At 59.0% G+C, this 23,565-nt stretch carries 28 protein-coding genes; 15 read left to right on the forward strand and 13 right to left on the reverse strand.

All coding sequences use genetic code 11. The features are described 5' to 3' along the window. The first annotated feature begins 93 nt into the window (after positions 1 to 93). Positions 94 to 1,449 carry a carbohydrate porin gene (locus ACI2KS_RS04630; RefSeq protein ID WP_404617654.1) on the forward strand — a complete coding sequence of 452 codons (1,356 nt, stop codon included), beginning with the start codon at positions 94 to 96 and terminating at the stop codon, positions 1,447 to 1,449. Positions 1,450 to 1,692: 243 nt separating this feature from the next. Then, positions 1,693 to 2,568: a D-hexose-6-phosphate mutarotase gene (locus ACI2KS_RS04635; protein WP_404617656.1), complete on the forward strand. Its 876-nt coding sequence runs from the start codon at positions 1,693 to 1,695 to the stop codon at positions 2,566 to 2,568. 93 nt (positions 2,569 to 2,661) lie between these two features. Here the strand turns inward: ACI2KS_RS04635 and ACI2KS_RS04640 are convergent, their stop codons facing one another. Then, positions 2,662 to 3,531: a MurR/RpiR family transcriptional regulator gene (locus ACI2KS_RS04640; protein WP_404617658.1), complete on the reverse strand. Its 870-nt coding sequence runs from the start codon at positions 3,529 to 3,531 to the stop codon at positions 2,662 to 2,664. A 231-nt stretch (positions 3,532 to 3,762) separates the two neighbouring features. Between ACI2KS_RS04640 and zwf the strand changes: the two genes are divergently transcribed. From zwf to ACI2KS_RS04655, 3 genes are read left to right on the forward strand one after another with little or no spacing between them, the layout of a single operon-like run. After that, entirely contained in the window at positions 3,763 to 5,232 is a 1,470-nt protein-coding gene (zwf, locus tag ACI2KS_RS04645) for a glucose-6-phosphate dehydrogenase (protein ID WP_404617660.1), read from the forward strand. Next, entirely contained in the window at positions 5,219 to 5,938 is a 720-nt protein-coding gene (gene pgl / locus ACI2KS_RS04650; RefSeq protein WP_404617662.1) for a 6-phosphogluconolactonase, read from the forward strand. The genes zwf and pgl overlap by 14 nt, the downstream gene beginning before the upstream one ends. 17 nt (positions 5,939 to 5,955) lie before the next feature. Next, a complete protein-coding gene (locus ACI2KS_RS04655; protein WP_404617664.1) occupies positions 5,956 to 6,630 on the forward strand; it encodes a bifunctional 4-hydroxy-2-oxoglutarate aldolase/2-dehydro-3-deoxy-phosphogluconate aldolase in 675 nt (224 codons plus the stop codon). A gap of 309 nt (positions 6,631 to 6,939) precedes the next feature. Here the strand turns inward: ACI2KS_RS04655 and ACI2KS_RS04660 are convergent, their stop codons facing one another. Together ACI2KS_RS04660 and ACI2KS_RS04665 are read right to left on the reverse strand one after the other, a co-directional pair. Continuing rightward, a complete protein-coding gene (locus tag ACI2KS_RS04660; RefSeq protein WP_404617666.1) occupies positions 6,940 to 8,109 on the reverse strand; it encodes an aminotransferase class V-fold PLP-dependent enzyme in 1,170 nt (389 codons plus the stop codon). 63 nt (positions 8,110 to 8,172) lie between these two features. Further along, positions 8,173 to 8,436, reverse strand: coding sequence for a DUF3820 family protein (locus tag ACI2KS_RS04665; RefSeq protein ID WP_404617668.1), 264 nt, complete (start codon positions 8,434 to 8,436; stop codon positions 8,173 to 8,175). Between the two features lie 229 nt (positions 8,437 to 8,665). Between ACI2KS_RS04665 and ACI2KS_RS04670 the strand changes: the two genes are divergently transcribed. Next, positions 8,666 to 9,136, forward strand: a complete 471-nt coding sequence (locus ACI2KS_RS04670; RefSeq protein WP_404617670.1) for a PA2169 family four-helix-bundle protein — start codon at positions 8,666 to 8,668, stop codon at positions 9,134 to 9,136. 122 nt (positions 9,137 to 9,258) lie between these two features. Here ACI2KS_RS04670 and ACI2KS_RS04675 read toward each other — a convergent pair whose 3' ends face one another. From ACI2KS_RS04675 to ACI2KS_RS04720, 10 genes are all read right to left on the reverse strand, one after another. Continuing rightward, a complete protein-coding gene (locus ACI2KS_RS04675) occupies positions 9,259 to 9,531 on the reverse strand; it encodes an HPr family phosphocarrier protein (RefSeq protein ID WP_404617672.1) in 273 nt (90 codons plus the stop codon). Between the two features lie 16 nt (positions 9,532 to 9,547). Further along, positions 9,548 to 10,405 (reverse strand): RNase adapter RapZ, encoded by an 858-nt coding sequence (rapZ, locus tag ACI2KS_RS04680; RefSeq protein WP_404617674.1) that lies wholly within the window; start codon positions 10,403 to 10,405, stop codon positions 9,548 to 9,550. Between the two features lie 2 nt (positions 10,406 to 10,407). Beyond that, entirely contained in the window at positions 10,408 to 10,872 is a 465-nt protein-coding gene (gene ptsN, locus ACI2KS_RS04685; RefSeq protein WP_404617676.1) for a PTS IIA-like nitrogen regulatory protein PtsN, read from the reverse strand. A gap of 11 nt (positions 10,873 to 10,883) precedes the next feature. Further along, positions 10,884 to 11,192: a ribosome hibernation-promoting factor, HPF/YfiA family gene (gene hpf, locus ACI2KS_RS04690; protein WP_404617678.1), complete on the reverse strand. Its 309-nt coding sequence runs from the start codon at positions 11,190 to 11,192 to the stop codon at positions 10,884 to 10,886. Between the two features lie 77 nt (positions 11,193 to 11,269). Then, a complete protein-coding gene (locus ACI2KS_RS04695; RefSeq protein ID WP_404617680.1) occupies positions 11,270 to 12,763 on the reverse strand; it encodes an RNA polymerase factor sigma-54 in 1,494 nt (497 codons plus the stop codon). Positions 12,764 to 12,952: 189 nt separating this feature from the next. Next, on the reverse strand, positions 12,953 to 13,678 hold the full coding sequence (lptB, locus tag ACI2KS_RS04700; RefSeq protein ID WP_404617682.1) for an LPS export ABC transporter ATP-binding protein: 726 nt from the start codon (positions 13,676 to 13,678) through the stop codon (positions 12,953 to 12,955). Continuing rightward, on the reverse strand, positions 13,678 to 14,226 hold the full coding sequence (gene lptA, locus ACI2KS_RS04705; protein ID WP_404617684.1) for a lipopolysaccharide transport periplasmic protein LptA: 549 nt from the start codon (positions 14,224 to 14,226) through the stop codon (positions 13,678 to 13,680). The genes lptB and lptA overlap by 1 nt, the downstream gene beginning before the upstream one ends. Beyond that, a complete protein-coding gene (gene lptC / locus ACI2KS_RS04710) occupies positions 14,213 to 14,785 on the reverse strand; it encodes an LPS export ABC transporter periplasmic protein LptC (protein ID WP_404617686.1) in 573 nt (190 codons plus the stop codon). The genes lptA and lptC overlap by 14 nt, the downstream gene beginning before the upstream one ends. A gap of 10 nt (positions 14,786 to 14,795) precedes the next feature. Further along, the gene (locus tag ACI2KS_RS04715; RefSeq protein ID WP_404617688.1) at positions 14,796 to 15,329 is read right to left on the reverse strand and encodes a KdsC family phosphatase; all 534 of its coding nucleotides are present in this window, start codon (positions 15,327 to 15,329) and stop codon (positions 14,796 to 14,798) included. Then, complete coding sequence (locus ACI2KS_RS04720; protein WP_404617690.1) at positions 15,330 to 16,304, reverse strand: KpsF/GutQ family sugar-phosphate isomerase; 975 nt, start codon at positions 16,302 to 16,304, stop codon at positions 15,330 to 15,332. Between the two features lie 312 nt (positions 16,305 to 16,616). Between ACI2KS_RS04720 and ACI2KS_RS04725 the strand changes: the two genes are divergently transcribed. From ACI2KS_RS04725 to hisD, 9 genes are all read left to right on the forward strand, one after another. After that, positions 16,617 to 17,426, forward strand: coding sequence for an ATP-binding cassette domain-containing protein (locus ACI2KS_RS04725; protein ID WP_404617692.1), 810 nt, complete (start codon positions 16,617 to 16,619; stop codon positions 17,424 to 17,426). Beyond that, entirely contained in the window at positions 17,426 to 18,223 is a 798-nt protein-coding gene (gene mlaE / locus ACI2KS_RS04730) for a lipid asymmetry maintenance ABC transporter permease subunit MlaE (protein WP_404617694.1), read from the forward strand. The genes ACI2KS_RS04725 and mlaE overlap by 1 nt, the downstream gene beginning before the upstream one ends. Beyond that, the gene (gene mlaD / locus ACI2KS_RS04735; RefSeq protein WP_120129599.1) at positions 18,223 to 18,690 is read left to right on the forward strand and encodes an outer membrane lipid asymmetry maintenance protein MlaD; all 468 of its coding nucleotides are present in this window, start codon (positions 18,223 to 18,225) and stop codon (positions 18,688 to 18,690) included. The genes mlaE and mlaD overlap by 1 nt, the downstream gene beginning before the upstream one ends. 11 nt (positions 18,691 to 18,701) lie before the next feature. Continuing rightward, positions 18,702 to 19,358: a phospholipid-binding protein MlaC gene (locus tag ACI2KS_RS04740; RefSeq protein ID WP_404617696.1), complete on the forward strand. Its 657-nt coding sequence runs from the start codon at positions 18,702 to 18,704 to the stop codon at positions 19,356 to 19,358. Further along, positions 19,355 to 19,660, forward strand: coding sequence for a lipid asymmetry maintenance protein MlaB (locus ACI2KS_RS04745; protein WP_404617698.1), 306 nt, complete (start codon positions 19,355 to 19,357; stop codon positions 19,658 to 19,660). Before ACI2KS_RS04740 ends, ACI2KS_RS04745 begins: the two co-directional genes overlap by 4 nt. Positions 19,661 to 19,774: 114 nt before the next feature. Then, positions 19,775 to 20,014 (forward strand): BolA family protein, encoded by a 240-nt coding sequence (locus ACI2KS_RS04750; protein ID WP_093461891.1) that lies wholly within the window; start codon positions 19,775 to 19,777, stop codon positions 20,012 to 20,014. Between the two features lie 23 nt (positions 20,015 to 20,037). Then, on the forward strand, positions 20,038 to 21,303 hold the full coding sequence (gene murA, locus ACI2KS_RS04755; RefSeq protein WP_404617702.1) for a UDP-N-acetylglucosamine 1-carboxyvinyltransferase: 1,266 nt from the start codon (positions 20,038 to 20,040) through the stop codon (positions 21,301 to 21,303). Positions 21,304 to 21,471: 168 nt separating this feature from the next. Continuing rightward, positions 21,472 to 22,107, forward strand: a complete 636-nt coding sequence (gene hisG, locus ACI2KS_RS04760; protein WP_404617704.1) for an ATP phosphoribosyltransferase — start codon at positions 21,472 to 21,474, stop codon at positions 22,105 to 22,107. 127 nt (positions 22,108 to 22,234) lie between these two features. Next, a complete protein-coding gene (gene hisD / locus ACI2KS_RS04765; RefSeq protein WP_404617706.1) occupies positions 22,235 to 23,563 on the forward strand; it encodes a histidinol dehydrogenase in 1,329 nt (442 codons plus the stop codon). Positions 23,564 to 23,565: the final 2 nt, after the last annotated feature.

Raw genomic sequence — 23,565 nt, forward strand, 5'->3', positions numbered from 1 at the left:
GTTGATTTCTGCCGTAAAAGGCCTGTCAGGCACACGAAGCAAGTGGTTACAACGATGTTTAAAGCTAATAACAATAAAACGAGGATTTAAGGGATGAAGAAGGTAAAAGGCAAATCGCTTAACCAGTTTCAGCTTATCGGTGGGTTGTCGGTCTTGAGTGCGTTGTCGCTGTCCGGAACGGCCTCCGCCATGGAGCCTTTCAAAGCCAGCGAACACCTTACCGGCGACTGGGGCGGTCTGCGCCAGGAGCTGTATGACAAGGGTTATGACTTTCCGATCGAGTACGTAGGTGAGGCCGGTTCCAACCTCAGCGGTGGCTACAACGACGACACGACCGGCCGCTACAGCGACCAGTTTGCGTTCGGCGTGCAGATGGATCTGCAGAAAATCCTCGGTTGGCATGATGCGGAATTCAAGCTGGCGATCACCGAGCGTAGCGGTAACAACATTTCCAACGACCGTATCGGCGATCCACGCGCCGGCACACTCAGCTCCTCGCAAGAAGTCTGGGGTCGTGGTCAGACCTGGCGTCTGACACAAATGTGGGTCAAGCAGAAGTACTTCGACGGCGCACTGGACATCAAGGTCGGTCGTTTCGGTGAAGGCGAAGACTTCAACAGCTTCCCGTGCGATTTCCAGAACCTGTCGTTCTGCGGCTCGCAAGTGGGTAACTACGTGAGCACCTGGTACAACTGGCCCGTCAGCCAGTGGGCATTGCGCGTGAAGTACAACATCACGCCTGAAGTCTTTGCCCAGATCGGTGTCTACGAGCAGAACCCTTCGTACCTGGAAACCGGCAACAGCTTCAAACTCAGCGGCAGCGGCGCCAAAGGCACCGTGGTCCCGGTGGAACTGGTGTGGTCCCCAAGCGTCAATGCGCTGCCCGGCGAATACCGCGTGGGTTACTACGTGAGCTCGCCGAGCGCCGATGACGTGGCGGAAAACACCGATGGCCAGAACCAGCGCATCTTTGGCGGTGACTTCAAGTCCCACAAAGACAAGCACGGCTGGTGGGTCGTGGCTCAGCAACAGCTGACCAGCCACAACGGTGACGCATCCCGTGGTCTGAGCATCTTCGCCAACGCCACCGTGCATGACAAAGCCACCAACTTCGTCGACAGCTATCAGCAGGTCGGTTTCGTCTACAAAGGCCCATTCGATGCCCGTCCCAAGGATGACATCGGTATCGGTATCGCTCACATCCACGTGAACGATGACGTGCGTGACGCTCAGCGTCAGCAAAACGCCTTCAACGGTGCGACCGATTATGACGATCCGTTGTTCCAGCCGGTGCAGACCAGCGAATACAACTCGGAAATCTACTACGGCTTCCACGTTACCGACTGGCTGACCGTGCGTCCTAACCTGCAGTACGTGAAAAACCCGGGTGGCGTAACCGAAGCCGACAACGCGCTGGTTGCAGGTCTGAAGATTCAGTCCAAGTTCTAAACGTTACACCGTTGTGCGGACCGCTCCTCCGCACATCTCTCTGATGTGCTTCACAAACGATCAAGGGTCGTGTGTGCTTTACGGGCAGCCTGGCTGCCCGTTTTTTTTATGTCATATCGGCTCCGGTGTCGGGGCGTTTTTTATTGTTTGCACATGATCGAGTGCCTGACGGGCCTCGCACTTACCTGCAGGTGAAACAGGCCTGTAGCCGTCATTGAACTGAATACCCGTACCGGAATAGCTATGGCCATCGGTGACACAGGATCGCTCGAGCATCCGCTGCAACGCTTCTTCACCTCGGCCAGACCTCAGCCGACGTTTCAATGGGAGCGCTATCAGCAACGTGACGTGCTGGTGATCAATCATGCCCGGTGCCAGGCCGTATTCAGCCGTCAGGGCGGTCAACTGCTGCACTTTCAACCTGCTGGGCAAAAACCCTGGTTGTGGTGTGCGGCGCAGTGGCCTCAGGTTGGCGCCATCCGTGGCGGCGTACCTGTCTGCTGGCCATGGGTGGGGCGTCATCCGGGGGAGGGCGGCTGGCCAGCCAACGGTTGGGGCCGGCTGCTCGACTGGAAGCTTATCGACAGCCAGGCGCACGAGCTGGGCGTCTCGTTGCACTGGCAATTGAAACTGTGGGACTGGCAGGCTGACCTGTACGCCGAGCTGGGGCAGGGCATGGACCTGCGCCTGGAGACACGGCACGAGGACAGCGAGCCCTGTCAGTTCGGCCATGCCTTGCACGCCTACTGGCGCATCAGTGACATTGCCGACGTCGCGCTGGAAGGCCTGGACGGTGCCCAGGGGTACGACGAGCTCAGTCGCAGCAGTTGTGAGCAGAAAGGTGATCTGCGTGTGCTGGGCAGCTGTCAGCGGGTATTCGAGCATGCAGGCCTTCTGCAGCTGCAGGATGACGCCTGGCAGCGCCGCTTGTGTATCGACACCGGGGACAGCATCAGTACCGCGGTCTGGCACCCTGGAAGCCGGCCTTTGCTGGGCGTGGGTGGCAATGAAGCGATGGGTTTTTTGAGGGTCGAGGCGGTGTCAGGCGTGGACGATTGCCTGAGCCTGGCACCGGGGCAGCAAGCGCGCTTGAGCCTGCAGGCGAGTCTGGTGCATTGAGTCTGGCATTATCGCGAGCAAGCTCACTCCTACAGAGGCGCGCGTGATCTTGTAGGAGTGAGCTTGCTCGCGATGGTGCCGCAGGCGCTCAGCTCAATTCAACTCATCATCGGCCGGGTAGCGGCTGGCGTTGAGGCTTTCCTTGATCTTGCGCAGGTGCGGCTGGAAATCCACGCCGCGGCGCAGGGTCATGCCGGTGGCCAGCACGTCCAGGACGGTGAGCTGGATGATCCGCGAGGTCATTGGCATATAGATGTCGGTGTCTTCGGGCAGCGGAATGTTCAGGCTCAGCGTGCTGGCCTTGGCCAGGGGGGAATCGGCCGCGGTCAGGCCCAGTACCGATGCGCCGTTTTCCCGGGCGATACGCGCCACTTCCACCAGCTCCCGGGTACGACCGGTGTAGGAAATGATCACGAATAATTCCCCGGTGTGCGCCACTGACGCCAGCATGCGTTGCATCAGCACGTCGGCGTGAGCGGTGACCGCCAGGTTGAAACGGAAGAATTTGTGTTGTGCATCCAGCGCCACCGGAGCCGACGCACCGAGGCCAAAGAAGTGGATCTGCCGCGCCTGGATCAACAGGTCGACTGCCTTGCTGATCAGGTTCGGATCGAGCACTTGGCAGACGCTGTCGAGCGAGGCAATTGCGCTGGCAAAAATCTTGCGGGTATAGGCTTCAGGGTTATCGTCGGCTTCCACCGCGCGGCTGACGTAGGCCGCGCCGCTGGCCAGGCTCTGCGCCAGTTGCAGCTTGAGTTCGGGGTAGCCACTGACATCGAACGAGCGACAGAAGCGATTGACGGTCGGTTCACTGACCTTGGATGCCTGCGCCAGCGCGGCAATGCTGAAGCGCGTCGCCTGCTGGGGATTGCTCAGAATCACCTCGGCGACCTTGCGCTCAGCCTTGTTCAGTTCTGCAAGACGACTCTGGATCTGTTCCAGAAGATTGCGTACGCGGTCCATTCAAAGTCCTTCTCGTGAAGCGGCAACAGGCTGATCTGTGGGCCTTTATGCAAAAGGTGCGCATCTAGGCCTTTAGCCTGTAGCAAAGGTGGCCTATCGTACTGAGGGCCTGTGTTGATCACCACTGTAATGTGTGTTTTGAAGAAATGTTGTGGTTATTACTACATTTGGCCTTGAGTAACGCCTTTAAAAAAGGTATTTGTAGCCTAACTTGATAAAAGAACCAACATTATGCTCTCGATTACGGTTGAACCGTGCACTTTTGCCTTGTTCGGCGCCCTGGGCGACCTGGCCGTGCGCAAACTGTTTCCTGCGTTGTACCAGCTGGACCGTGCTGGACTGCTGCATGCCGAGACCCGAATTCTAGCCTTGGCCCGCGAGCCCGGAACTCCCCAGGAGCACCTGGCTTACATCGACAAGAGCTTGCGCCGCTTCGTCCCCGAGGCACAGCTTGAGAGTGAACACGTGGAGCGTTTTCAGGCGCGCCTGAGCTACCTGCACGTGGATTTCCTCAAGGGCGACGATTACGTGGCGCTGGCCGAAGCAGTCGGCGATGCGCAAACGATGATTGCCTACTTCGCAACACCTGCGTCGGTGTATGGCGCCATCTGCGAGAATCTTGCGCTGGTTGGCCTGACCGATCGCACCCGTGCGGTGCTCGAGAAGCCGATCGGTCATGACCTCGCGTCTTCACGGCGGGTCAACGATGCGGTGGCCAAGTTCCTCCCGGAAAACCGCGTCTACCGGATCGACCACTATCTGGGCAAGGACACAGTGCAAAACCTCATTGCCCTGCGCTTTGCCAACAGCCTGTTCGAAACCCAATGGAACCAGAACTACATTTCCCACGTCGAGATTACTGTGGCGGAGAAAGTAGGGATCGAGGGCCGCTGGGGGTATTTCGACCAGGCCGGTCAGCTGCGCGACATGATTCAGAACCACCTGTTGCAGCTGCTGTGTCTGATCGCCATGGACCCACCGAGCGATCTGTCCGCCGACAGCATCCGCGATGAGAAGGTAAAGGTGCTCAAGGCACTGGCACCCTTCACCCCGGAGCGCCTGGCCACCCAAGTGGTGCGCGGGCAATACATCGCCGGTTACAGCGAAGGCAAACCGGTCCCCGGTTATCTGGAAGAGGAAAACTCCAACACCCAGAGCGACACCGAAACGTTTGTGGCCATTCGTGCCGATATCCGTAACTGGCGTTGGGCGGGCGTTCCGTTTTATCTGCGTACTGGCAAACGCATGCCGCAGAAGCTGTCGCAGATTGTGATCCACTTCAAGGAACCGCCGCACTACATCTTTGCCCCGGAACAACGGATGCAGATCAGTAACCGCCTGATCATCCGCCTGCAGCCTGATGAAGGTATCTCGCTGCAAGTGATGACCAAGGATCAGGGGCTCGATAAAGGCATGCAATTGCGCAGCAATCCTTTGCAACTGAGCTTCTCCGATGCCTACCGCAGCGCCCGTATTCCGGACGCCTATGAGCGGTTGTTGTTGGAGGTCATGCGTGGCAATCAGAACCTGTTTGTCCGCAAAGATGAGATCGAGTATGCGTGGCAATGGTGCGACCAGCTGATCGCAGGCTGGAAGAAGGCGGGCGATGCGCCCAAACCTTACGCAGCAGGCTCCTGGGGGCCGATGAGCTCCATTGCCTTGATTACTCGTGACGGGAGGTCCTGGTATGGCGATATGTGAACTTGAATTTCCGGCTGGCCTTACAGCCCGTGAATTCGATAACCCTGAACTGCTGGCCAATGCGCTGGCAGACCACGTGGCAGAACGCTTGAGCGCAGCCATCGAGAGCAACCCACACGGCACCGCTACGCTGGTGGTGTCCGGCGGCAAGAGTCCCGTGGCGTTTTTTCAGGCGCTGGCGCAAAAGCCGCTTAAGTGGTCGAGAGTCTGCATCAGCCTGGCTGACGAGCGCTGGGTGCCGACTGAACACGAGGACAGCAACGCTGGCCTGCTCAAGCGTTTTCTGTTCCAGGGGCCTGCGGCCGAGGCAGGTTTTTTCAGCCTGTACCGCCCGACCCAGACACTGGATGAAGCGGCAGCAGCCACCGACGAAGCGCTCAAGGAGCTGCCGAAAATCGACGTCCTGGTGCTGGGCATGGGCGATGACGGTCACACCGCGTCACTGTTCCCCGAGAGTCCGAACCTGGCCGAGGCGCTGGACCCGGACAGTCCGCGCCGTTGCCTGCCGATGCTGGCACCCAGCACACCGCATCAGCGTCTGACCATGACGCGCTCGTTGTTGGCGTCGGCAACGACGCCGATCCTGTCCGTTTCCGGGCAGGCAAAACTGCAAACCCTGCGCACGGCGCTGGCCGGCGATGACCTCGCCGAAATGCCGATACGTGCCTTCCTCAACCCGTCTTTAGAGATTTACTGGTGCCCATAAGCAAAGGATCAGCCGCCATGGAAAATACCCAAGTGAAACAGCCGTTGAATAACATGGCGAGCAAGATTGCCCAGATCGACGAACTTTGCGCCAAAGCGAAGATTCTCCCGGTCATCACCATTGCGCGCGAACAAGACGTGCTGCCGCTGGCCGACGCGCTGGCGGCAGGCGGCCTGAACGCGCTGGAAATCACCCTGCGTTCGGAGTTCGGCCTCAAGGCCATCCAGATCCTGCGCGATGCGCGCCCTGAGCTTTGCGTTGGCGCCGGCACCATTCTTGATCGGCACATGCTCAAGGCGGCCGAGCAAGCCGGCTCGCAGTTCATCGTTACCCCTGGCAGCACCCAGGATCTGCTCGAGGCCGCAGTGCAAAGCGAATTGCCACTGCTGCCAGGCATCAGCAGCGCGTCGGAGATCATGATCGGTTATGCCCTGGGTTATCGCCGCTTCAAGCTGTTTCCGGCGGAAATCAGCGGCGGCGTGGCGGCGATCAAGGCCTTGGGCGGTCCATTCCCTGAGGTGCGTTTCTGCCCCACTGGCGGCGTCAGCGCTGCCAACCTGAAAAGCTACATGGCCCTGTCGAACGTCATGTGCGTTGGCGGGACCTGGATGATCGACAACGCCTGGGTCAAGAATGGTGACTGGGGACGTATCACAGATGCTACCGCTGAGGCGATGGCGTTGTTTGACTGAGCGGCTGCTGCAAGCGCCCCATTGATCGCCCCTAGACAGCTCCTGTTCATGGCGGGGCTGTTCTAATTATCACCAGATGAAGGTGTTCAGCGCATTGGGGCGCCGCTACTGAAGTCGTTGTTGCATGGCTATTTGACGGTGTTCCTTGGTCGGGAACGCCGTTTTTTTTGGGTAAAAAATGAGGCGCGATACATATGTACCGCTAAATCCCGGTCTGCGGGGCGTATCTTCGCCACTCCTTTGTAGTTCGTTCTCCATGAAGTCTTAACGGCGCCTCAGGGCGCCTTTTTTTTGGGGACCAGCGCACAATCACGCCAGTGATCGCAGTGCCTCGGTCAGCTGCGCGACGTCATCGGCCGAAGTGGTGAACCCCGGTGTTATGCGGATGCATGGGCCGCACGCCGAACCGTCTCGGGTGACTGCAAAAATGCCGTGTTCATCCAGTAATCGCCGAGCCATGAGTGCCTGATCGGCATGCCGGTTGAACCGAAACGACGTGATGCCGCAGTAGAGGCGCGGGTCATCGGGAGTCAGTACGTCGATGCCATCCATTTCACGCGCTTCTCGGACCCATAAGTCCCGCAGGTGCGCCAGGCGCGCACCCTTGACCACAGAGCCGCCAAGAGCGCGATGTTCGGCGAAGACGGTGCTGAGCGTCATTAACGCGGGAATATTGGGGGTGCCGTATGGCGCGCGGCCTAGGATGTCGTCCGGGGCATAGCGGGTGTCGCCCATGTCCGGGTCGATGGCCTGCAGGCGCTCCTTCTTGATGTGGATGAAACCCAGGCTCAGTGGGGCGCCCATCCACTTCTGCAAATTGAACCCGGCAAACGCGACAGGCAATCGGGCAAGGTCGAAGTCCAGCTGCCCCAGCGCGTGAGCGCCATCGAGAATCACGTCAATGCCCCGGCTCCTGGCTGCCGCGGCAATATCCTGGACGGGCATCACCAGCCCGGTGCGGTGGGTGACATGCGTCAGTGCCATAAGCTTGAGTCGGGGATGAGCAGCAAAGGCGTCGTCGTAGGCCTGCAACAGCGATTCATGGCTGGCGGGGTGGCCATGAGTGATCTCGACCAGCGTCACGCCACGCGTTTTCGCCAGCCAACGCATGCCGCTCTGCACGCTGTTGTAATCCAGGTCACTGATCAGCACCTCATCGCCGGGTTGCAAGTCGTTGTAATTGCGAATCAGCGCCTGCAGCGATTCAGAGGCGCAACGGGTGAGGGCGATTTCCTCGCTCGGAACGCCGAGCAGGCGGGCCAGGTCCTCACGAATGATTTCGCTGTCCTGGGTATCGAAGCGTTGACGGACATACACCGAGTTACTGCGATTCACATACGCCAGATGCTGCTCATAGGTACGCAGGACCTCACGGGTCATGCGCCCGAAGTAGCCGTGTTCAAAGTTGGTCGGACCGGGTTCCACATCGTATTGATCGGCGACGTTACGCCAGAAGGCTTCATCGCGGGCTCGCGCCATGGCTGAATCCGCTGCGGCAGTATGGACACGGGTCATCGGGCACTCGACTGGATAAGAAGGTATTCAGGAGAAGCGAATGGGTGTTTTCAGGGGGCTGGTGCGCAACGGCTCGCGTGGGCGGGTGCGCAGCGGGTCGAGTAAGGCGGACAGCCCGTTGTGATCGATCTCATGCATGAGCGCCAACAGGCTGCCCAGCTCGCCTGGGGGGAATCCCTTGCGAGCGAACCAGTTCAGGTAATCGCCTGGCAAGTCGGCGAGCAAGCGCCCTTTGTACTTGCCATAGGGCATCTCACGCATGACCAGCAGTTTGAGTTTTTCGGGATTCATGGTGCGGCCGTTGGTCAGTCTCAATGAACTTGAACGATACGTGCATTCTGCATGTACGCCAACCTGCCGATCATGCAGAACGCGAGGTACGCGTTCCTAGTAGATCAATTAACCCATTGATTTATAACGAATATATTCAGGTTAAAAACCTGGCACGCACAGTGCAATAGTCTATTCATCAGATGTTATTGCACCACTCTCGATTAACCTGCCAGAAAGGAACAGCAAAATGACGGATATCAATAAAGAAGCGATTTCGGTACTCAATGATCTGACCGAGACCAGCATTGATGGCGAAAAAGGCTTTCATACTGCTGCCGAAGATACCAAGAACCCTGAAATTAAAGCGTATTTCCTTTCCCGCTCTTCCGAATGCGCAACTGCCGTGCGAGAGCTTCAGGCTGAAGTGCGCGCACTCGGCGGTGATCCTGAGGATTCTTCCAGCGTTGCTGCGGGCGCACACCGCCTGTGGGTTAACCTGAAAAGTGCCGTCACTGGCAAGAGCGACGAGGCCGTACTCAACGAAGTAGAAACTGGTGAAGATCACGCCCTGAAGGCATACAAGGAAGCCTTGCAAAAGGCCACCGAGAAGAACCTGCCAGTCAACGTGACCACTCTGATCCAGCGTCAGCTGGCAGGCGTGCAGGCTAACCATGACAAAGTCAAAGCCCTGCGCGACAGCGTGAGAAGAGCGAGCTGATCTTCTCGTTGGTTCGAGACGCTAAAACAAAAAAACGCCAGTCAGACTGGCGTTTTTTTATGCCTGGGACAAACCTCTGATAAAACCTTGGCCGGGTTTAGGGTGCCGGCTCGCCAAGCCGCTTATTCGCCCTCGTCAAACTTGTTGTTGATCAATTCAATCAGACCGTCAAGCGCGGCCTGGTCTTCCTCGCCCTCGGTGGAGAGGTGAATCTCGGTGCCCTTGCCTGCGGCGAGCATCATGACAGCCATGATGCTTTTGCCATCGACCATGCTGTCCGGCGTGCGGCCAACCCGGATCTGGCAAGGGTATTTGCCAGCGACGCCGACGAACTTGGCTGCGGCGCGGGCATGCAGGCCCAGCTTGTTGATGATGGTGATCTGGTGAGCGGGCATCGCGTAGGGGATCCTTTCAGCTTAGGTCGCGGTGGCGGACCTGAACGTTCTTGAGCGATTGTTGCAGGACCTGACCCAGGCGTTCGGTCAGGTAGACGGAGCGGTGGTGTCCGCCGGTGCAGCCAATGGCAATGGTGACATAGGCGCGGTTGCTGGCGGCGAAGCGCGGCAGCCACTTGGTCAGGTATGAGGCAATGTCCTGGAACATCTCTTCGACATCGGGCTGTGCAGCGAGGTATTCGGCGACCGGTTGGTCGAGCCCGGATTGGTCGCGCAATTCAGGCTTCCAGTATGGATTGGGCAGGCAGCGCACATCGAAAACCAGATCCGCATCCACGGGCATCCCGCGCTTGAAGCCGAATGACTCTATGAGGAAGGCTGTGCCGGGCTCGGGTTTGTTGAGCAGGCGCAATTTGAGCGTATCGCGCAACTGGTACAGATTCAGGTGCGTCGTATCGATGGTCAGGTCGGCAAGATCGATGATCGGTCCGAGCAAGGTTTTCTCATCGCGTATCGCCTCGGCCAGCGAGCGAGTGGCGTTGCTCAGTGGGTGGCGGCGGCGAGTTTCGGAGAAACGCTTGAGCAACGTGGACTCATCGGCATCCAGGAACAGTACGTCGCACTGAATGTGCCGATCGCGAACCTCTTCAAGCATCCGCGGGAAACGCGTCAGGTGGCTTGGCAGATTGCGTGCGTCTATGGACACCGCCAGCAACGGCTCGGCAAGTTCGGTATGAATCAGCGCACGTTCGGCGAGCTCCGGGAGCAGGCCCGCCGGCAGGTTATCTACGCAATAGAAGCCGCTGTCTTCGAGAACATCGAGCGCTGTACTCTTGCCGGAGCCGGAGCGACCGCTGACGATGATCATGCGCATGATCAGTGACCGTTCTGGGCAGCAAGTACGACGTTGTAAAGCGCATCGCTGCTTTTGGCGTCACGCAACTGGGCGCGAACGTCGGCCCGATCGAGCATGCTTGCGATCTGGCGCAGCAACTCCAGGTGCGCATCGGTTGCTGCTTCGGGGACGAGCAATACGAACAGCAGATCCACAGGGGCGCCGTCGATGGCGTCGAAATCGACGGGTTTTTCAAGGTGCAGTACGGCGCTGACGGGTGAGGTGCAACCCTTGAGTCTGCAGTGGGGAATGGCAATGCCGTTGCCAAAGCCGGTCGAACCCAGCTTTTCGCGGGCGACAAGGCTCTCATAGACGGTTTGACGGTCGAACTCGGGGACTTCTCGCCCAATCAACTTGGCAATTTCTTCGAGTACGGCTTTCTTACTGCCGCCTGGCACGTTCACGGGGGAACGGCCAGGGGTCAGGATGTTTTCAAGTCGGATCATGGATGGAAGTGTCAACGAGCAGTGGCACCTTGCAGCAGGCTCTGCTGTTTTTCCTTATGTTTTTTGAGTTGGCGGTCGAGCTTGTCGGTGAGCAAGTCGATGGCTGCATACATGTCATCATGTTCGGCGTTGGCGACCACTTCGGCCCCCGGAACATGCAGGGTGGCTTCGATTTTCTGTTTGAGCTTCTCGACCTCCATGGTCACCTGCACATTGGTAATCTTGTCGAAGTGCCGCTCCAGGCGATCGAGCTTCTCGGTGATGTAGTTGCGCAGAGGGTCGGTCACTTCCAGCTGGTGTCCACTGATGTTGACTTGCATACAGCTTCTCCTTCATTGCCAGTGCATTAAGAGGCAGGCTTGGTTGCCTGCCACTGGAACGCTGTGGCTCGTGACCCTTACATCAAACGCTTGCGTTCGCTCGACGGCGCGATTCCCAGGGATTCGCGGTACTTGGCGACCGTGCGACGGGCCACTTGAATGCCTTGTGCCTCCAGTAAACCAGCGATCTTGCTGTCACTCAACGGCTTTTTCTGATTTTCAGCGGCAACCAGTTTTTTGATGATCGCGCGGATGGCCGTGGACGAGCATTCACCGCCTTCAGAGGTGCTGACGTGGCTGGAAAAGAAGTATTTCAGTTCGTAGATGCCACGCGGGGTATGCATGAATTTTTGCGTGGTCACGCGGGAGATCGTCGATTCGTGCATGCCCACCGCCTCTGCGATGTCGTGCAGTACCAGCGGCTTCATGGCCTCATCGCCGTATTCGAGGAACCCGCGTTGATGCTCGACGATCTGGGTCGCGACCTTCATCAGGGTTTCGTTGCGGCTTTGCAGGCTCTTGATGAACCAGCGAGCCTCCTGCAACTGATTGCGCATGAAGGTGTTGTCGGCACTGGTATCGGCGCGTCGCACGAAGCCTGCGTATTGCGGGTTGACCCGCAGGCGCGGCACGGATTCCTGATTGAGTTCCACCAGCCAGCGCTCGTTATGCTTGCGCACGATCACGTCAGGCACGACGTATTCGGCTTCGGTCGACTCGATTTGCGAACCGGGGCGCGGGTTGAGGCTCTGGACCAGCTCGATGACCTGGCGCAGGTCATCTTCCTTGAGCTTCATGCGGCGCATCAGTTGCGCGTAATCACGGCTACCCAGCAGGTCGATGTAGTCGGCAACCAGTCGTTGAGCCTCGGCCAGCCATTTGGTCTTGGCCGGAAGCTGGCGCAATTGCAGGAGCAGGCATTCGCTGAGGTTGCGCGCACCGATGCCCGCCGGTTCGAATTGCTGAATCCGATGCAGTACCGCTTCGATTTCATCCAGCTCGATGTCCAGTTCCGGGTCGAAGGCGTCCAGCAGTTCGTCCAGCGATTCGTCCAGGTAACCCTGATTATTGATGCAGTCGATCAGCGTCACGGCGATCAGGCGATCGGTGTCGGACATCGGCGCCAGGTTCAGCTGCCACAGCAGGTGGCTTTGCAGGCTCTCGCCGACCGATGTCCGGGTGGTGAAGTCCCACTCATCGTCGTCGTTGCTCGGAAGGCTGCTGGCGCTGGTCTGGTAGACGTCTTCCCATGCGGTGTCCACGGGCAGCTCGTTGGGAATGCGCTCGCTCCATTCGCCGTCTTCCAGATTGTCGACGGTTGGGGCGGATTCCTGGTAGGTCGGTTCCTGAACGTCAGGGTTGGGCTTTTGCTCGATGTTGTCGGCCATGGGGTCGGCGTTATCGAAATCGTCGCCCTCTTCCTGGCGTTCGAGCATAGGATTGGACTCCAGCGCCTCCTGGATTTCCTGTTGGAGATCCAGCGTCGACAATTGGAGCAAGCGGATGGCCTGTTGCAGCTGCGGTGTCATCGTCAGCTGCTGGCCCATTCTCAAGACTAGCGAAGGTTTCATGGCAGGGGCTTAACACCTTATTCGCCGGCGCATATGCGCGCCATCCACTACTAGGGCGCCGAGGCGCCAACTTAAGCAAATTATATGCCTGAAACCGGAGTGTTTGCCTAGGGTGTGATGACAATTATTACGAGGTTGGCGATCAGGCTCATGCAGCGCTCGCCCGCCAACCCCCGCGTCATCGCCCGATTACAGGCGGAACTCGTGGCCGAGATACACTTCCTTGACCAGTTGATTGGCCAGGATGGTTTCGGCATCGCCTTCGGCGATCAGCTGGCCATCGTTGACGATATAGGCTGTTTCGCAGATGTCGAGCGTCTCACGGACGTTATGGTCGGTGATCAGGACGCCGATGCCCTTGGCCTTGAGATGGTAGATGATCTGTTTGATGTCGCCCACGGAGATGGGGTCGACGCCCGCGAACGGTTCATCCAGCAGAATGAATTTGGGCGATGTTGCCAAGGCGCGGGCGATTTCGACGCGACGTCGCTCACCACCCGAAAGGCTCATGCCCAGGTTGTCGCGGATGTGCGTGATGTGGAACTCCTGAAGCAGGCTTTCCAGTTCCTTGCGACGTCCGGCCCGGTCGAGCTCCTTGCGGGTCTCGAGGATGGCCATGATGTTGTCCGATACCGACAGTTTGCGGAAGATCGACGCTTCCTGAGGCAGATAGCCGATGCCTGCGCGGGCGCGGCCGTGCATGGGCTGATGACTGACATCCAGATCATCGATCAATACACGACCCTGATCGGCCTGGACCAGGCCGACGATCATATAGAAGCAGGTGGTCTTGCCAGCACCGTTGGGGCCCAGAAGGCCGACGATCTGACCGCTGTCGATGGACAGGCTGACGTCACGTACGACCTGGCGGCTCTTGTAAGCCTTGGCCAGGTGTTGGGCTTTCAGCGTTGCCATTACTGGGCCTTCTGCTGGTCGGTTTTCTTTTTCGGCTGGATCACCATGTCGACGCGAGGGCGGCTTTCAGTCACCTTGCTGCCAGTGGCGCGGCCGGCGCTGGCCAGCTTGCGGACCGTGTCATAGACGATTTTCTCGCCCTGGGTGACGTTGCTGTCCTTGTCGATTACCTTGGCCTTGTCGATCAGTACGATACGGTTTTGCGGCGCATGATACTGGATAGTGACGCCCCAGCCCTGGACAGGCTTGATGTCACCGGCAGTCTGCAACTGCTCGAAGTAGGCCAGGTTGCCTACCGAGGTCACCACATCGATGTCGCCGGCAGCGGTGCGGGTCATGGTTACCTTGTTGCCGGTGACCTTCATCGAACCTTGGGTAATGATCACATTGCCCGTATAGGTGGCGACGCCTTGCTTGTCGTCCAGCTGAGCATCGTCGGCCTGAATGCGGATAGGCTGATCCTGATCGTTCGGAAGAGCCCAGGCGCTCACGCTTCCCAGTGCTGCGCCCAGGCCGAGCAAAATAGGGAGGGTTTTAAGGAGCCTCATACTGTCCTCTTGCGTTCGATAGCAGGTGTATCCTGCTTTCTTTTAGATAGGCTTTCATACCCGTGCCGGTGCTCACACCGTTAAAGCCGTCGATTCTAACGGGTTGAGCGGTTTCCGCATATTGCTTCTGAGGGAATACGGTCATACGGCTGCTGGTAATGATAGTGGCGCGGTTCTTTTCGTCAGTGCGGTTGATTCGTACGGAGTCGATCAGCTCGACATGATCACCGCCGGGGGAGACCTCGGCGCGCACACTCTGCACGTGCCAGGGGTAGGTCGAGCCACGAAACATCTGCAGCACCGGCGTGGTCATCAACGTGACGTCGGTAGCCTTGAGATGTTCAACCTTGTCGGCGGTCATGTCGTACTGCATGGCGCCGTCGGGCAGGTACTGAATGCTGTGGGCGTTGATCGCATAATAATCGATAGCGCTTTCATCCACGGCTGCCTTTGGCTGGTCCATGAAGCTTTCCGGGCTGATGTTCCAGTACCCGGCGGCCGCCAGCAGCAACGCCAGCACACCGAAGATCAGGAAGGTTCTAAATCTCTTGCTCAGCATAAATGCACTTCTATAAGTAGGCGGCGTGAGCCGCTTCGAGGTTGCCCTGAGCGTTCAGGATCAACTCGCAGAATTCCCGGGCCGCGCCTTCGCCGCCCCGTGCCTGGGTGGTGCCGTGGGCATGCTGACGGACGAACCCGGCAGCGTTGGCGACCGCCATGCCCAGGCCGACGCGGCGGATCACTGGCAGATCAGGCAGGTCGTCACCCAGATAAGCGACCTGTTCATAGCTTAGATTGAGTTGCTGCAACAGCTCGTCCAGAACGACGAGTTTGTCTTCGCGTCCCTGATACAGATGGGCGATGCCGAGGTTCTTGGCGCGACGCTCGACCACCGGCGTTTTGCGGCCGCTGATGATGGCCGTGGCAACGCCGGAATTGATCAGCATTTTGATGCCTTGGCCATCCAGGGTGTTGAAGGTCTTGAATTCGCTGCCGTCTTCGAGGAAATACAGTCGGCCATCGGTCAGCACGCCGTCGACGTCGAAGACCGCCAGCTTTATAAGTTTGCCGCGTTGCATCAGTTCGTTCATATCGACGCTCATTTACATCACTCCTGCACGCAACAGGTCTTGAAGGTTGAACGCGCCCACCGGGCGATCGTTCTCGTCGACCACGATCAACGCGCCAATTTTGTTGTCTTCCATGATTTTCAGCGCTTCGGCCGCAAGCATTTCCGAGCGTACGGTCTTGCCGTGGACGGTCATGACTTCATCGATGGTGGCCAGGCGCAGGTCGATGTCGCGGTCCAGTGTGCGACGCAAGTCGCCGTCGGTGAAGATCCCGGCCAGGCGTCCGTCGGTTTCGACCACTGCCGTCATGCCCAGGCCTTTGCGGGTCATTTCCATCAGCGAGTCGCGAAGCGGGGTGCCGCGGGCGACCTGGGGCAGCTCGCCGCCGGAGTGCATCACATGCTCGACCTTGAGCAGCAAGCGGCGGCCCAGCGCACCACCGGGGTGGGAGAATGCGAAATCTTCGGCGGTAAAGCCGCGCGCGTCCAGCAGGGCTACGGCCAGGGCATCGCCCATGACCAGCGCCGCAGTGGTGGAGGAGGTCGGTGCCAGGTTCAACGGGCAGGCTTCCTTTTCCACGCGTGCATTGAGGCTCACGTCGGCGGCTTTGGCCAGTGTCGAATCCGGGTTGCCGGTGAGGCTGATCAACTTGATCCCCAGGCGCTTGATCAGCGGCAGCAGGGTCACGATTTCCGCGGTGGTGCCTGAGTTGGACAGGGCGAGAATGACATCGGCGCCGGTGATCATGCCCATGTCGCCATGACTGGCTTCGGCCGGGTGCACGAAGAACGCGGGCGTGCCGGTGCTGGCCAACGTTGCGGCGATCTTTTTGCCGATATGCCCGGACTTGCCCATACCGACCACGACCACCCGGCCTTGACTGGCGAGAATCATCTCGCAGGCGCTGACGAAATCTGCATCGATATGCGCGAGCAGGCCTTCCACAGCTTCTATTTCAAGGCGGATGGTGCACTGTGCCGATTGAATCAGGTCGCGGGCGTTGGTCATGTCAAGAAAGGGTCGGTCCGGTGAAAAGGCGGCGATTATAACGGCAATGTTGAAATCCCTCACGCTTCATCGCAGCTGTTTGTTTATAGAGTTCGCCAGTCCTTCAGCTGTTGCCAGGAAGAAGCCGCACGTAACGCAGGAAATTTCCACTGATGCTGAAATATTTAACCCTGACTGCGACTGGCCAAGTTGGAGCTTTGGCGGCGCACGACAGCGGTGTTATAGTTCGCCGCTTGTTCGGCCCCTCCAGACAGTGTGTCGTTCGTCAAGGACGCGGCATCTGAGAGACAGGCTGCATCGCAAGGAGTTTAGATGAGTGCCGATAACGCCTACGCGGTCGAATTGAAGGGTTTGTCCTTCAAACGCGGTACGCGCAGCATCTTCAACAATGTAGACATCCGTATTCCCCGGGGCAAAGTCACTGGCATCATGGGGCCGTCCGGCAGTGGCAAGACCACGTTGCTGCGCTTGATGGGAGCACAGCTGCGCCCGAGCAGTGGCGAGGTCTGGGTCAATGGCCAGAACCTGCCCAAGCTGTCGCGCAGTGATCTTTTCGATGCTCGCAAGCAGATGGGCGTGCTGTTCCAGAGCGGCGCACTGTTTACCGATCTCGACGTTTTCGAAAACGTGGCGTTCCCGCTGCGCGTTCATACCAAGCTGCCTGAAGACATGATCCGCGACATCGTCCTGCTGAAATTGCAGGCGGTGGGCTTGCGCGGCGCGGTCGAGTTGATGCCCGATGAGCTGTCGGGCGGCATGAAACGGCGTGTGGCACTGGCGCGGGCCATTGCCCTGGATCCGCAGATCCTCATGTACGACGAGCCTTTCGTCGGGCAGGATCCGATCGCCATGGGGGTTCTGGTGCGTCTGATCCGTTTGCTCAACGACGCGCTGGGCATCACCAGTGTCGTGGTCTCCCACGACCTGGCCGAGACTGCCAGCATTGCCGACTATCTGTATGTGGTCGGTGACGGTCAGGTGTTGGGGCAGGGCACACCAGAGGAATTGATGGAGTCGGATAACCCGCGCATCCGTCAGTTCATGACAGGGGATCCAGATGGCCCCGTGCCTTTTCACTATCCGGCACCGGATTATCGCGAAGATCTTTTGGGGAAGCGCTGATGCGCAGAAAGTCATTGATGGATCGTGTACGCCTGATGGGGCGTTCGGCGATCGATATTGTTGCAGTGTTGGGGCGTTCAGGGATTTTTCTGGTTCATGCCTTGCTCGGGCGAGGCGGAATTGGCGGCGGTTTCCAGTTGCTGGTTCGCCAGCTCTATTCGGTCGGCGTCATGTCGCTTGCGATCATTGTCGTGTCCGGCGTCTTCATCGGCATGGTTCTGGCCCTGCAGGGTTTCAGCATCCTCGCCAAATACGGCTCCGAACAGGCGGTTGGGCAAATGGTTGCCCTGACCTTGCTGCGTGAACTGGGGCCGGTGGTCACTGCGCTGCTGTTTGCCGGTCGTGCCGGTTCGGCGCTGACCGCGGAAATCGGCAACATGAAGTCCACCGAGCAGTTGTCCAGCCTGGAAATGATCGGTGTCGACCCTCTGAAATACATCGTCGCGCCACGTTTGTGGGCAGGCTTCATTTCATTGCCGGTGCTTGCCATCATCTTCAGCGTGGTCGGTATCTGGGGTGGTTCGTGGGTTGCGGTCGACTGGCTGGGCGTCTACGAAGGCTCCTTCTGGGCAAACATGCAGAACAGCGTTTCCTTCCCCAATGATGTACTCAACGGTGTTATCAAAAGCGTTGTCTTCGCTTTCGTGGTCACCTGGATTGCCGTGTTCCAAGGCTATGACTGTGAGCCCACTTCAGAAGGGATCAGTCGCGCCACGACCAAGACCGTGGTCTACGCCTCGTTGGCCGTACTGGGCCTGGACTTTATTTTGACCGCCTTGATGTTTGGAGACTTCTGATGCAAAACCGCACCCTCGAAACCGGTGTCGGCCTGTTCCTGCTGGCCGGGATTCTGGCTTTGCTCTTGCTCGCCCTGCGGGTCAGCGGTCTGAGCGCCAGCACGACCAACGACAGCTATAAACTTTACGCAAATTTCGACAATATCGCCGGTTTGACTGTCAGAGCGAAAGTGACCATGGCCGGTGTGACCATCGGCAAGGTCACCGCAATCGATCTGGACCACGATACCTTCATGGGACGCGTGACGATGGAGGTGGACAAACGAGTCAATAACCTGCCTTCCGACTCCACCGCATCGATCCTCACCGCAGGCTTGCTGGGCGAAAAATACGTCGGCATCAGCGTCGGTGGCGACGACCAGTTGTTGAAAGACGGCGGTACGATTCATGACACCCAGTCGTCGCTGGTACTTGAGGACCTGATCGGTAAATTCCTGCTCAATTCCGTGGGTAAAGACGCCAAATGAGGAGTTTTTTCATGATCTCGATTCTGCGCCGTGGCCTGCTTGTGCTGTTGGCCGCTCTGCCGCTGTTCGCCAATGCGGCAGCGACTGCGTCCTCGGCCCATGACCTGGTGGACACTACGACCAAGCAGCTGCTGGCAGACCTTGCTACCAACAAGGAAAGCTACAAGACCAATCCGCAGGCCTTCTACGATGCCTTGAACGGCATTGTCGGTCCGGTCATCGATGCCGATGGCATTTCCAAAAGCATCATGACCGTGAAGTATTCGCGCAACGCTTCGCCCGCGCAGATGCAACGCTTCCAGGAAAACTTCAAGCGCAGCCTGATTCAGTTCTATGGCAACGCGCTGCTCGAGTACAACAACCAGGGCATCACTGTTTCCCCGGCCAAAGAGGAGGCGGCTGACCGTACCTCCGTCGACATGTCGGTCAAAGGCAACAACGGTGCGGTCTACCCTGTGTCGTACACCCTCGTCAAAATCAACGGCGAGTGGAAAGTGCGTAACGTGATCATCAACGGCATCAACATCGGCAAGCTGTTTCGCGATCAATTCGCCGATGCCATGCAGCGCAACGGCAATAACCTGGACAAGACGATTGACGGATGGGCCGGTGAAGTGGCCAAGGCCAAGCAGGAAACCGAGAACTCGCCGGACAAGGTCGTCAAATGAGTGAGGCATGCATCACGGCGGGCGGTGGCGGCGAGCTGAAACTGTTCGGCGTGCTCGATTACCGCACCGCGCCTGCCTTGCGCGAGCAGGGCGCTGACCTGATCAAGGCCAGTGACGCGCCGGCACTGGTGATTGACTGCTCTGCGGTCGAGAAATCCAGCAGTGTCGGTCTGGCCTTGCTGCTGGCTTTCATGCGCGATGCGCAGGCGGCCGGCAAGTCGGTCAGCGTTCGTGCGCTGCCCGAAGACATGAGAGAAATCGCACAGGTGTCCGGTCTGACCGAACTGTTCGACCAACATTGATTGCTGTCGCCGATCAAGCCCCTCGTCCGGCACCCGTAAAGTAGGGTTCGCAACGAGAGGGCTTTTTTGTATGATGGCCGACCCGCGCGCGTAGGGCGCCGATTGAGGTTAAGCATGCAGGCCGTAGAAGTTAAAAGCTTCCTTGAAGGTAAGCTGCCAGAAATCCAGGTCGAAGTTGAGGGCGAAGGCTGCAACTTCCAGCTGAACGTGATCAGCGACGAACTGGCTGCACTGAGTCCGGTCAAGCGCCAGCAGCAGATCTACACGCATTTGAACCCATGGATCGCCGATGGCAGCATCCATGCGGTCACCATGAAATTTTTCAGCCGCGCTGCATGGGCCGAGCGCACCTGAGCCAAATTGGCGTCGAGATTCTAATGGACAAACTGATTATTACTGGCGGCATTCGTCTTGATGGCGAAATCCGTATTTCCGGGGCAAAGAACTCTGCCCTGCCGATTCTTGCAGCCACCTTGCTGGCTGACGGTCCCGTGACTGTCGCCAACCTGCCGCATCTGCACGACATCACCACCATGATCGAGCTGTTCGGTCGCATGGGCATCGAGCCGATCATCGACGAAAAGCTGAGTGTCGAGATTGACCCTCGCACCATCAAGACCCTGGTCGCGCCGTACGAGCTGGTGAAAACCATGCGTGCGTCGATTCTGGTGCTGGGTCCGATGGTCGCCCGCTTTGGTGAAGCTGAAGTCGCACTGCCTGGCGGTTGCGCCATCGGTTCGCGTCCGGTCGATCTGCACATCCGTGGTCTTGAGGCCATGGGCGCGATCATCGACGTCGAAGGCGGTTACATCAAGGCCAAGGCGCCGGAAGGCGGCCTGCGTGGCGCGCACTTCTTCTTCGACACCGTCAGCGTCACCGGTACCGAGAACATCATGATGGCCGCTTCCCTGGCCAATGGCCGCAGCGTGCTACAGAACGCTGCCCGCGAGCCGGAAGTCGTCGATCTGGCAAATTTCCTCAATGCCATGGGCGCGAAGGTTTCCGGTGCTGGCACCGATACCATCACCATCGATGGCGTGAAGCGCCTGGGTTCGGCGACTTACCGCGTCATGCCTGACCGCATCGAGACCGGTACCTATCTGGTCGCAGCCGCTGCAACCGGCGGCCGCGTCAAGGTCAAGGACACCGATCCGACCATTCTGGAAGCGGTGCTTGAGAAGCTTCGCGAAGCGGGTGCCGAGATCACCACCGGCACCGACTGGATCGAGCTGAACATGCACGGCAAGCGTCCGAAAGCGGTCAATGTGCGCACTGCGCCGTATCCGGCTTTCCCGACCGACATGCAAGCGCAGTTCATTTCGCTGAACGCGATTGCCGAAGGCACGGGCGCAGTGATCGAGACCATCTTCGAAAACCGCTTCATGCACGTGTATGAAATGCACCGCATGGGCGCGCAGATTCAGGTTGAAGGCAACACGGCCATCGTTACCGGCTGCGCGAAGCTCAAAGGCGCGCCAGTGATGGCCACCGACCTGCGTGCTTCGGCCAGCCTGGTGATCTCGGCATTGATCGCCGAAGGCGACACGCTGATCGACCGCATCTACCACATCGACCGTGGTTATGAGTGCATCGAAGAAAAACTGCAGATGCTGGGCGCCAAGATTCGTCGCGTTCCGGGCTAGCAGTCCTCGGCGTTCTCGCTGTCTGCGCCCATGGGTGCAGGCAGTGGGGCTGCTGAATGAAAGTACCTTTTGAATCGTTTCACTTCGAGTCCTGCGCCATCGACTCGAACGTTGTCGGGCGCCGATCGTGACCCGACACGCGTTTGCTGATAAGGACTGACGTTTCCCATGTTGACCATCGCACTGTCCAAGGGCCGAATCCTTGACGACACTCTGCCGCTTCTCGCTGCTGCGGGCATCGTGCCGACCGAGAATCCGGACAAGAGCCGCAAGCTGATCATTCCGACGACCCAGGACGATGTACGTCTGTTGATCGTACGGGCTACCGACGTGCCGACCTATGTCGAGCATGGTGCGGCTGACCTCGGTGTGGCGGGCAAGGACGTATTGATGGAATACGGCGGCCAGGGCCTGTATGAGCCGCTGGATCTGCAGATCGCACAGTGCAAGCTGATGACTGCCGGTGCCGTCGGTGCTGCCGAACCCAAGGGCCGCCTGCGCGTGGCAACCAAGTTCGTCAACGTCGCCAAGCGTTATTACGCCGAGCAGGGCCGTCAGGTCGACATCATCAAGCTCTACGGCTCCATGGAGCTGGCACCGCTGGTGGGGCTTGCCGACAAGATCATCGATGTCGTCGACACCGGCAATACCCTGCGCGCCAATGGCCTCGAACCCCAGGAAATGATCGCCCACATCAGTTCGCGCCTGGTGGTCAACAAGGCCTCGATGAAGATGCAGCACGCCCGTATCCAGTCGCTGATCGACACGCTGCGTACTGCCGTGGAGTCGCGACACCGCGGTTGACGGTTTAGCGCGACAATAATCACGTCGCGCCCAGCTATCCGCGTCATAGCCAAATTTCTCAGGTGCCTGCGCGGATGGCTTGCTAGCTTAGGCTCCTGAGAAAATGCCATTTATCGAGGCTCACGCTATGACCACTTCCAACACCATTCGCCGACTCAACGCTGCTGACCCGGATTTCGCCCGACATCTGGCTCATCTGCTGAGCTGGGAAAGTGTGTCTGATGACTCGGTCAATGAGCGTGTGCTGGACATCATCAAGAATGTGCGCGAGCGCGGTGATGCGGCGCTGGTCGAGTACACCCAGCGTTTCGACGGCCTGCAGGTCGCGTCCATGGCCGAGCTGATCTTGCCCCGCGAGCGTCTGGAACTGGCGCTGACCCGCATCACCGCCGTTCAACGTCAGGCGCTGGAAAAGGCCGCTGACCGGGTGCGCAGCTATCACGAGCGGCAGAAACAGGACTCCTGGAGCTACACCGAGGCCGACGGCACGGTGCTGGGGCAGAAGGTCACGCCGCTGGATCGCGCCGGTCTTTATGTTCCGGGCGGCAAGGCGTCGTATCCGTCCTCGGTATTGATGAACGCGATTCCGGCCAAGGTGGCCGGGGTGGGCGAGGTGGTCATGGTAGTGCCGACCCCGCGCGGCGAGATCAATGAACTGGTACTCGCCGCTGCGTGCATCGCCGGGGTCGACCGGGTGTTCACCATCGGTGGCGCACAGGCAGTGGCGGCGCTGGCCTACGGTACTGAAAGTGTGCCGCAGGTCGACAAAGTGGTCGGCCCGGGCAACATCTACGTCGCGACCGCCAAGCGCCATGTGTTTGGGCAGGTCGGTATCGACATGATCGCCGGCCCTTCGGAAATCCTCGTGGTCTGCGACGGCCAGACCGACCCGGACTGGATCGCCATGGACCTGTTTTCCCAGGCCGAGCACGACGAAGACGCGCAGGCGATTCTGGTCAGCCCCGATGCCGAGTTCCTCGACAAGGTCGCGGCCAGCATCGCCAAGCTGATGCCGACCATGGAGCGCGCCGAGATCATTAACACCTCGATCAATGGTCGTGGCGCACTGATCAAGGTGGCGGACATGGCTCAGGCGATCGAGGTTGCCAACCGTATCGCCCCCGAGCACCTGGAGCTGTCGGTGGCCGATCCTGAAGCCTGGTTGCCACAGATCCGCCACGCTGGCGCGATCTTCATGGGCCGCCACACCAGTGAGGCGCTGGGCGATTACTGCGCAGGCCCGAACCACGTGCTGCCGACGTCCGGCACCGCGCGGTTCTCCTCGCCGCTGGGCGTCTACGATTTCCAGAAACGCTCTTCGATCATTTTCTGCTCTGAGCAGGGCGCATCGGAACTCGGCAAGACCGCGTCGGTGCTGGCACGTGGTGAGTCGCTGACCGCTCACGCACGCAGCGCTGAATACCGGATTGTCGATAACCAACAGGAAGGCAAGTGAGC

It is taken from the genome of Pseudomonas sp. NPDC087358, from assembly GCF_044900785.1.
In the GTDB taxonomy this organism is placed as follows: domain Bacteria; phylum Pseudomonadota; class Gammaproteobacteria; order Pseudomonadales; family Pseudomonadaceae; genus Aquipseudomonas.

Excerpts from the sequence above, each read along its gene's own strand:
- lptB (WP_404617682.1), bottom strand. The coding sequence starts at position 13,678 with ATGGCAACGCTGAAAGCCCAACACCTGGCCAAGGCTTACAAGAGCCGC.
- ACI2KS_RS04715 (WP_404617688.1), bottom strand. The coding sequence starts at position 15,329 with ATGAGCGTCGATATGAACGAACTGATGCAACGCGGCAAACTTATAAAG.
- mlaE (WP_404617694.1), top strand. The coding sequence starts at position 17,426 with ATGCGCAGAAAGTCATTGATGGATCGTGTACGCCTGATGGGGCGTTCG.
- ACI2KS_RS04665 (WP_404617668.1), bottom strand. The coding sequence starts at position 8,436 with ATGAATCCCGAAAAACTCAAACTGCTGGTCATGCGTGAGATGCCCTAT.
- zwf (WP_404617660.1), top strand. The coding sequence starts at position 3,763 with ATGCTCTCGATTACGGTTGAACCGTGCACTTTTGCCTTGTTCGGCGCC.
- ACI2KS_RS04740 (WP_404617696.1), top strand. The coding sequence starts at position 18,702 with ATGATCTCGATTCTGCGCCGTGGCCTGCTTGTGCTGTTGGCCGCTCTG.
- ptsN (WP_404617676.1), bottom strand. The coding sequence starts at position 10,872 with ATGATCCGACTTGAAAACATCCTGACCCCTGGCCGTTCCCCCGTGAAC.
- lptC (WP_404617686.1), bottom strand. The coding sequence starts at position 14,785 with ATGCTGAGCAAGAGATTTAGAACCTTCCTGATCTTCGGTGTGCTGGCG.
- ACI2KS_RS04695 (WP_404617680.1), bottom strand. The coding sequence starts at position 12,763 with ATGAAACCTTCGCTAGTCTTGAGAATGGGCCAGCAGCTGACGATGACA.
- rapZ (WP_404617674.1), bottom strand. The coding sequence starts at position 10,405 with ATGCGCATGATCATCGTCAGCGGTCGCTCCGGCTCCGGCAAGAGTACA.
- hpf (WP_404617678.1), bottom strand. The coding sequence starts at position 11,192 with ATGCAAGTCAACATCAGTGGACACCAGCTGGAAGTGACCGACCCTCTG.
- ACI2KS_RS04725 (WP_404617692.1), top strand. The coding sequence starts at position 16,617 with ATGAGTGCCGATAACGCCTACGCGGTCGAATTGAAGGGTTTGTCCTTC.
- ACI2KS_RS04635 (WP_404617656.1), top strand. The coding sequence starts at position 1,693 with ATGGCCATCGGTGACACAGGATCGCTCGAGCATCCGCTGCAACGCTTC.
- hisG (WP_404617704.1), top strand. The coding sequence starts at position 21,472 with ATGTTGACCATCGCACTGTCCAAGGGCCGAATCCTTGACGACACTCTG.
- ACI2KS_RS04640 (WP_404617658.1), bottom strand. The coding sequence starts at position 3,531 with ATGGACCGCGTACGCAATCTTCTGGAACAGATCCAGAGTCGTCTTGCA.
- ACI2KS_RS04745 (WP_404617698.1), top strand. The coding sequence starts at position 19,355 with ATGAGTGAGGCATGCATCACGGCGGGCGGTGGCGGCGAGCTGAAACTG.
- murA (WP_404617702.1), top strand. The coding sequence starts at position 20,038 with ATGGACAAACTGATTATTACTGGCGGCATTCGTCTTGATGGCGAAATC.
- ACI2KS_RS04630 (WP_404617654.1), top strand. The coding sequence starts at position 94 with ATGAAGAAGGTAAAAGGCAAATCGCTTAACCAGTTTCAGCTTATCGGT.
- pgl (WP_404617662.1), top strand. The coding sequence starts at position 5,219 with ATGGCGATATGTGAACTTGAATTTCCGGCTGGCCTTACAGCCCGTGAA.
- lptA (WP_404617684.1), bottom strand. The coding sequence starts at position 14,226 with ATGAGGCTCCTTAAAACCCTCCCTATTTTGCTCGGCCTGGGCGCAGCA.
- ACI2KS_RS04720 (WP_404617690.1), bottom strand. The coding sequence starts at position 16,304 with ATGACCAACGCCCGCGACCTGATTCAATCGGCACAGTGCACCATCCGC.
- ACI2KS_RS04670 (WP_404617670.1), top strand. The coding sequence starts at position 8,666 with ATGACGGATATCAATAAAGAAGCGATTTCGGTACTCAATGATCTGACC.
- ACI2KS_RS04675 (WP_404617672.1), bottom strand. The coding sequence starts at position 9,531 with ATGCCCGCTCACCAGATCACCATCATCAACAAGCTGGGCCTGCATGCC.
- hisD (WP_404617706.1), top strand. The coding sequence starts at position 22,235 with ATGACCACTTCCAACACCATTCGCCGACTCAACGCTGCTGACCCGGAT.
- ACI2KS_RS04655 (WP_404617664.1), top strand. The coding sequence starts at position 5,956 with ATGGAAAATACCCAAGTGAAACAGCCGTTGAATAACATGGCGAGCAAG.
- ACI2KS_RS04660 (WP_404617666.1), bottom strand. The coding sequence starts at position 8,109 with ATGGCGCGAGCCCGCGATGAAGCCTTCTGGCGTAACGTCGCCGATCAA.
- mlaD (WP_120129599.1), top strand. The coding sequence starts at position 18,223 with ATGCAAAACCGCACCCTCGAAACCGGTGTCGGCCTGTTCCTGCTGGCC.
- ACI2KS_RS04750 (WP_093461891.1), top strand. The coding sequence starts at position 19,775 with ATGCAGGCCGTAGAAGTTAAAAGCTTCCTTGAAGGTAAGCTGCCAGAA.